The following is a 6,842-nucleotide window of genomic DNA, read 5'->3' on the forward strand; positions in this document are numbered from 1 at the left end:
CGGGCCGCCCGGTGATCGGAGGAATCCGACGGGCCCGCGGACCTCGACCCGGCCGAGCGCCCCGCTGGATGATTCGACCGTCGTGATGCCGGCGGTAGGGCGCGGTGGCTCGGGACGGCCTGCCAAGAGGCGGACGAGCCGGCGCAGCCAGATCCTTCTCGGCATCTGCGGCGGTCTGGCCATCCTGCTCGGCGTCACCCTCATCGGTGCGTACACCCTGATGAACAGGGTTACCGGCAACGTCAACCGGATCGACAACGCATTCGCCGGACTCGACGAGAAGCAACGTCCGACCAAGCCTGCGGCGACCAAGAACAGCACGAACTTCCTGCTGCTCGGCTCCGACTCCAGGGACGGCCAGCAGACGACCGGAAGCAACGCGAAGAGCAAGGCCTGGGAGGCGGGCGCGCAGCGTACGGACACTATCATGCTCGTCCACATCCCGGCCGACCGCGGCTCTGCGCAGGTCCTCTCGATCCCCCGGGATTCGTGGGTCGAGATCCCCGGCAAGGGCAAGAATAAGATCAATGCGGCGTACGCGCTGGGTGGACCCAGTCTGCTGATCAAGACGGTCGAAAACCTCACGCGCGTACGGATCGACCACTTCGCCATCATCGACTTTGCCGGATTCACCTCTATCATCGATGCGATCGGTGGCGTCGACGTCGAGATCGCCCAGGACACCGTCGACCTGGTCGGCAACCGATTCCGTAAGGGCGTCAACCACCTCGACGGCACGAAAGCGCTCTTCTACGTACGCCAGCGGCACGGTCTGGAGAACGGCGACTTCGACCGGGTCAAGCGCCAACAGAACCTGATCCGGGCGGTCATGAACAAGCTCAACACGTTCAACCCGGCGACCGACCCGGTAGGCGCGTTTCGTCTCATGGACGCCGTGACCAAGTCCTTCTCGGTCGACAGCGGACTGTCCGACGCGGAGATGCGATCGCTGGCCTTCGACGTGCCCGGTATCCGGAACGGTGGCATCACCTTCCTGACCGTGCCCACCACCGGGACCGGCTGGGAAGGCGACCAGAGCGTCGTACGCCTCAACGTGGCGCAAGGCACCGAGCTGTGGAACGCGGTGAACAACGACACCGTGCCGGCCTACGCGAATGCCCACAGCAACGATCTGCTGCCCGCGGTACCCAAGTGATGGCCGGGGAGTGAAACGCGCGCGAACGGTCCGTTACCTTGATTTCGGTAACGGGCCGTTCTGCTCTTGTAACGGCTGACGGCATGCTTGCGGAACCTTCCGCGTCGCAGTCATCCTGGCGATGCTGCTCGGCTTTCTTGCGGGATTGCTGTCATTCAAGGTCAAGAGCAGATGGTGTGCCGTGTGCGGCCTCGTCAAAGTCTGCCCTCGGTGTGCTGGCTGGGCCGCGCCCCGTGCCGGCCGGGGGTCGTCCGGCGGCACGACGACCGCACAGCGTCTCCGGAACGTCGGGCCTCGCTGGTGGGCAGGAGGTCGGCGCCGATGATCGACTGTCTGCGCGCGGTGGAAAACCAGCGAGAAGGAGCGAGGCGATGACGACGACCACGTACTACGCCATGACGGCAGATACACAATTGGCCGAGGCGCAGCACCTGCTCGATACGCACGTGACGTCCAGCGCCGACGGCCGGTGCGTCGAGTGCGGGATCCCCGGTCCGTGCCCGAAGCGGGAAACCGCTGTCGTGATGTTCTCCCGGACGCTTCGATTGCCGCGTCGTCAACCGGGTGCCACTCGACCGGACGCGATCAGGCGTCTGCCGCCATCCGATGGATGGTTCGGCAGCTAAGGACGGGCGTCGGTGGTGTAGGAACAGCCGCTTGCGGAGCACACCGCGTTGTCACGGCGCGGGTCAACCCCAAGCCGGGTGAGCGGCGGGGGCCACGCAAGCGTCGTCGTGTGCGACACTCCCCGGGCCACATTGATGGGAGACGAGATGGAACTGCAGCAACTCCAGGCTCAGCAGCGGCTGATTGTCCGGCAGCGGGTACGGCTGATGGTCAACCAGTACGAGGTGCGGGCGGCCGGGCCTGACGGGTCCGAGGGCGACCTGCTTGCCTTCGCCCAGCAGAAGCGGCTGGCGTTCAAGGAGCAGGTGACCCTGTACGCCGACGACACCAAGCAGCAGCCGGTCCTGGGGTTCAAGGCTCGCCAGGTGCTCGACCTCGGCGCGACGTACGACGTGACCGACGCCGGCGGTACCCCGATCGGGCTGTTTCGCAAGGACTTCGCGAAGTCGCTGCTGCGCTCGACCTGGCATGTCGAGCAGCCCGGCCTGGGCGTTGCCACCGGGCAGGAGCGCAACCTCGTCGTGGCGCTGCTGCGGCGCTTCGTGGACTACCTGTCGTGGCTGCCCTACCACTTCGACTTCACGGTGGACGGCCAGCCGGCGTTTTCGGTTGTGCGGAAGTGGGGTCTGCGCGACAGGTACAGCGTCGATATCCATGACCCACGCCTGGACCGGCGGTTGGTGATCGCGATGGCGGTCGGCCTGGACGCGCTGCAGAGCCGCTGATCCGGCCGGGTCCGCCGGTGGGCCTAGTGACGGTGGCGGAGGTGAGGCACGATGGCTCTCACGTCTGCGGCTCAAGCTCGGATAGAGGTACGGGAGTCATGTCCTCGTCGCGTCGACTGATCATTTCGGCTGCGATCGCCGCGGTCACCGTCGGCGCGGGGGTGTTCGTCGCCCTCAGGGCCACTGGCGATTCGCCGGGCCGGCCGCCGAGCGCGCGCGTGGTGCAGCCGGGCGCGCCGGGTCAACCAGGTAAAACACTGTCGGCGAACGAGGTCTCTCAGCTTCCGCCGTCCCGGCACACCGCCGCCGACACGCTGTTCTTCCGGAGGATGATCCCGCATCACGCTCAGGCGCTGGAGATGACCGCACTCCTACCGGGGCGTACCACCAACCCGGAGCTGACGCTGCTCGCCAGGCGGCTCGACATCTCGCAACGCCAGGAGATCGGGCGGATGCAGCAGTGGCTCCAGGAGCGGGGCGAGCAGGTCCCCGAGCCGCACACGGGTCACCCCGGGCACGACACGCTCATGCCGGGGATGCTCAGCGACGAGCAGCTCGGCCAGCTCAGGCAGGCGAGCGGCTCGGAGTTCGACCGGCTCTTCCTCCAGTACATGATCCGCCACCACCAGGGGGCGCTGGCGATGGTGGCGGAACTGTACGCGACGGGTGGCGGGCTCGAGCCGGCGAGCGACCAGGTCGCCCGTGAGGTCAACGCCGACCAGAACATCGAGATTCAGCGGATGCAGGAGCTGCTGGCCAAGACGCAGTGAGATCCGCCCGGTTGACGAAGGAAGGGCACCTCGACCCGAAACCAGCGAGCCGAGGTGCCCTTCGGTCAGCGATCGATCAGAGCGATGCCGCCAGGTCCAGCATCGCCTGCTTCAACTTCTGGTGCTGCGGGGCGTCGAGCTTGTTGGAGACGGCCCGTAGCTGCGCCGCCGCGGCGGACCGCTTGCCGCCGTCCGCGTAGTCCTCGGCACGGTCCAGGAACTCATCGACCCGGTCCTTCAGTTTGGGGTCGATGGCGTTGGCGCGTACGAGCTGGTCGTAGTACGCACGCGCGACCGCGAAGCTCGGCTTCCAGGTGATCTTCGGCTGGCTCTGGGCGTTGAACCGGGCGAGCTTCACCTGCGAGGCCGCCGTGATCTCCGCCTTCGACAGGAGTGCGCTCGGCGTCAGCGCGAGCACGTCGAGGCCTCGGGCGATCTCGTTGCCGTACAGGTTGCCGTTGTACCAGTACGCCGACCAGAACCCACCGAGCTCAAGCGTGTCCGCCTTGACCGGACCCCGGTCGAAGAACGCGATCTCACGCGGGTGCGCCGAGTCGGTGAAGTCGAACACGGAGATGCCGCCCTGGTACCAGGCCTGCATCATGATGTCGCGGCCGGGGACCGGAATCAGCGACCCGTTGTGCGCGACGCAGTTCTCCTGGGTGCTCTGCGGAGCCGGCAGCTTGTAGTAGCTGGCGAACTTCATCTTCCGATCGACGATGTCGAAGATCGCGTTGGCGCCCCACTGCGGCTGCTCCGAGGCGAGGCAGTGCGGAGCGCCGCCGCCGCCCCACTCGTCGGTGAAGATGACCTTGGTGCCGTCGTTGTTGAACGTCGCCGAGTGCCAGTACGCGAAGTTCGGATCGGAGACCTCATCGATCCGGACGGGGTTCGCCGGGTCCGAGATGTCGATCAGGATCCCGTTGCCCTGGCACGCACCGGCGGCCAACCCGATCGCCGGGAAGGCGGTGATGTCGTGGCAGGCGTTGGTGTCCGGCCTGGGCAACCAGGGCCCGCCGGACGGGTGCTGGGGCGCCTGTGGCCCGTTCTGTAGACCGTCGATCCGGCCGGTCTTCGGATCGGTGAACAGCCTCGGCTGGTTCACGACCGCGGCCTGCTCGGGCGCTGCCACCGGCACCTTGATGATGTCGATCCGCCACCTCGACGGATTCTCGCCCGTCGCGGGGTTGGTGTTGCAGCCCTCCATCGTCGTCGCCGGCCGCACTCCGGCCGTGCCCGAGACGTACACGTAGACGTTGTTCGGGTCCTTCGGGTCGGTCACCAGCGTGTGCGTGTGGGAACCACGGCAGAGTTGAACGGCCGCGACCTGTTTCGGGTTCAGCACGTCGCTGATGTCGAAGACCCGGATGCCCTGGAACCGGGTGCCGGCCGGGTTCGTGGTGCAGTCGACCCGTGCGCGGGACTCCTCGACGGACATGAAGAGCAGGTTGCCGTGGACCGACAGGTCACCCTGCCCACCCGGGCACACGACGCTGGTGGCGAGCTTCGGTTTGGTGGGGTTGGAGACGTCGACGATGTTGAACCCGTTGTAGTTGCCCAGGAACGCGTACTTGCCGCCGAAGGCGAGGTCCGACGCGACGTACCCGAAGTTGCCGGGGTTCGCCGGGTCAACGAAGCCCGCCGGCTTGTCGCGGTGTGCCAACAGCTTTACGTTGCTGCTCGCGGACTCGGCGTCGAGCCAGCCGGCACCGAGTCCGACGCGTGGATCGGGTTCGGCTGCCCAAGCCGTCCCCGGGAGCGCGCCGACCAGGAGTAGCCCGGTGGCCATCAGGCCGAGCGCTCGCCATTTCCTACGTGATCTGGAGCGTAAAAGAGGTCTCATGGCTGCCCTCCGGTCGAGAGACCTGACGCGACGTGCATGGGGGGTGAGCGCGCGCGTCGTGTAGGTAAGGACCGTATCGGCGGTCGATCAATGGTCAAGTGCTCCAACAAGATATGTAGATGTTTAAGGGTCTGGAATCGGGGGTCTCCGGGGAACGTCTCGCCTGCGAGCACGGGCCGGCCGGCCGCCCTCAACGGCGGCATCGGCGGGGGCCGTCGGAGGTGGCATCGCGATAAATACTCTATTTGTCAATATTTAAGCTGATTTTGGTTTTTATCTCAGACTGGCTTCCGGGAAGCCGATCGAAGCGCCAAACGACGCCGAGCGTAGGCACATAGGGACCACAGGCTGTGACGCCGATGCGCGCGCTCGCGAAAGCGCCGCATCTGAGCAGGCAGGCAAATGGTTCTGCCGTGTGTCGCAAAGCCTGCTAGCGAGGTGTGCAATGGCTGAGAGCCAACCGTCCCAGGAACCTCCACATAGGCACAATGTTCCGGATGCCGATGTGGGTTTCTGGTCGGCCGAGGGTGGTCTGCGCGTGCTCGCGGACACGATTCCGCACCTCCTGTGGACGGCGGATTCGGACGGTTCTACGCAGTACGTCAATAGCCAGGCAACCGAGTACACCGGATTTTCTGCCGAGGCGAGCTCCAGCGGGCAGTGGCTCTCGTTGGTCCATCCCGACGACGTCGACCGGGTCCGGGAAGCGTGGGATGAGGCCATTCGAACCGGGACTGTTTACGAGCTCGAATACCGGTTCCGCCGCGTCGATGGCCAGTTCCGCTGGCACTACTTCCGCAGCGTGCCGGTGCGTGGCACGGACGGGCAGATCGCGAAGTGGATCGGCACCGCCACCGACATCGACGACCGAAAGGCGTTGGAGGAGAGCCTACGCCGCGTCCAGGAACAGACCGCCGAGACGCTGAGGCTGTTGGAGACGATCCAGTCGGCCTCGCCGGTCGGCTTCGGTTTCGTGGACCGTGAGTTCCGGTTCGTCCGCGCCAACGACTCGCTGGCCACAATGGTTGACTTGCCCGTGGACCAGGTGGTCGGGCGTACGGTCGCCGAGATCGTTCCGACGGTGTGGCCCCGAATCGAACCGCTCTATCGTCGGGTGTTGGAGACCGGAGAAGCTGTTCTCGACGTGGAAGTGATCGGGCGGACCGCCGCTGAGCCCGACCGGATCCATTCCTGGCTCGCTACGTATTACCCGGTGCGGGTCGACGCCGCGATCGTCGGTGTGGGACTCGTGGTGCTCGACATCACCAAGCGTCTGGAAGCCGAGGCGTTCCGGTCGGCCGTGATGGAGAACATGGCCGAGGGCCTGTACACAATAGATGACCAAGGCCGAGTGACCTCCGTGAACCGGGCCGCCTCGCAGCTGCTCGGCTGGACGGCGGAGGAACTGCTCGGTAAGCCTATGCACGACACTGTGCATTTCCAGCGAGCCGACGGGACGCGAATTTCGACTGATGAGTGCCCGGCGGTCACAGCGCGGACCGAAGGTCGGCCGATCTGCGGCGACGATCAGGTCTTCACCCGCAAGGACGGGTCGATCTTCCCGGTTTCGTACTCGTCAGCGCCGCTGTACATAGGGTCCAAAGTCGGTGGCGCCGTGGTCGTCTTCCGCGACATCACCGAGTTGCGGGAGCGGCAGCGGCGTGAAGTCGAGGCCCGCCATGACCAGAAGCTGGAGTCGCTGGGCCGGTTGTCGGCCGGGC

5 protein-coding genes are annotated in these 6,842 nt (G+C 66.1%); 4 read left to right on the plus strand and 1 reads right to left on the minus strand.

Translation table 11 applies throughout. The features are described 5' to 3' along the window. Window positions 1-85: 85 nt before the first annotated feature. From HC028_RS23870 to HC028_RS23880, 3 genes are all read left to right on the plus strand, one after another. Window positions 86-1,156: an LCP family protein gene (locus HC028_RS23870; protein ID WP_239075638.1), complete on the plus strand. Its 1,071-nt coding sequence runs from the start codon at window positions 86-88 to the stop codon at window positions 1,154-1,156. Between the two features lie 773 nt (window positions 1,157-1,929). Further along, window positions 1,930-2,508 carry an LURP-one-related family protein gene (locus tag HC028_RS23875; protein ID WP_168079646.1) on the plus strand — a complete coding sequence of 193 codons (579 nt, stop codon included), beginning with the start codon at window positions 1,930-1,932 and terminating at the stop codon, window positions 2,506-2,508. A gap of 98 nt (window positions 2,509-2,606) precedes the next feature. Beyond that, a complete protein-coding gene (locus tag HC028_RS23880) occupies window positions 2,607-3,278 on the plus strand; it encodes a DUF305 domain-containing protein (RefSeq protein WP_168079647.1) in 672 nt (223 codons plus the stop codon). A gap of 76 nt (window positions 3,279-3,354) precedes the next feature. Here HC028_RS23880 and HC028_RS23885 read toward each other — a convergent pair whose 3' ends face one another. Next, complete coding sequence (locus tag HC028_RS23885; RefSeq protein WP_239075635.1) at window positions 3,355-5,067, minus strand: LVIVD repeat-containing protein; 1,713 nt, start codon at window positions 5,065-5,067, stop codon at window positions 3,355-3,357. A gap of 469 nt (window positions 5,068-5,536) precedes the next feature. On the opposite strand from HC028_RS23885, the gene HC028_RS23890 reads away from it, so the two are divergent. Beyond that, a partial coding sequence (locus HC028_RS23890) for a PAS domain-containing protein (protein ID WP_168079648.1) occupies window positions 5,537-6,842 on the plus strand: 1,306 nt, incomplete at its 3' end.

The organism is Planosporangium flavigriseum (assembly GCF_011947225.1).
Taxonomy (GTDB): Bacteria; Actinomycetota; Actinomycetes; order Mycobacteriales; family Micromonosporaceae; genus Planosporangium; species Planosporangium flavigriseum.

Excerpts from the sequence above, each read along its gene's own strand:
- HC028_RS23885 (WP_239075635.1), bottom strand. The coding sequence starts at position 5,067 with ATGGCCACCGGGCTACTCCTGGTCGGCGCGCTCCCGGGGACGGCTTGG.
- HC028_RS23870 (WP_239075638.1), top strand. The coding sequence starts at position 86 with ATGCCGGCGGTAGGGCGCGGTGGCTCGGGACGGCCTGCCAAGAGGCGG.
- HC028_RS23880 (WP_168079647.1), top strand. The coding sequence starts at position 2,607 with ATGTCCTCGTCGCGTCGACTGATCATTTCGGCTGCGATCGCCGCGGTC.
- HC028_RS23875 (WP_168079646.1), top strand. The coding sequence starts at position 1,930 with ATGGAACTGCAGCAACTCCAGGCTCAGCAGCGGCTGATTGTCCGGCAG.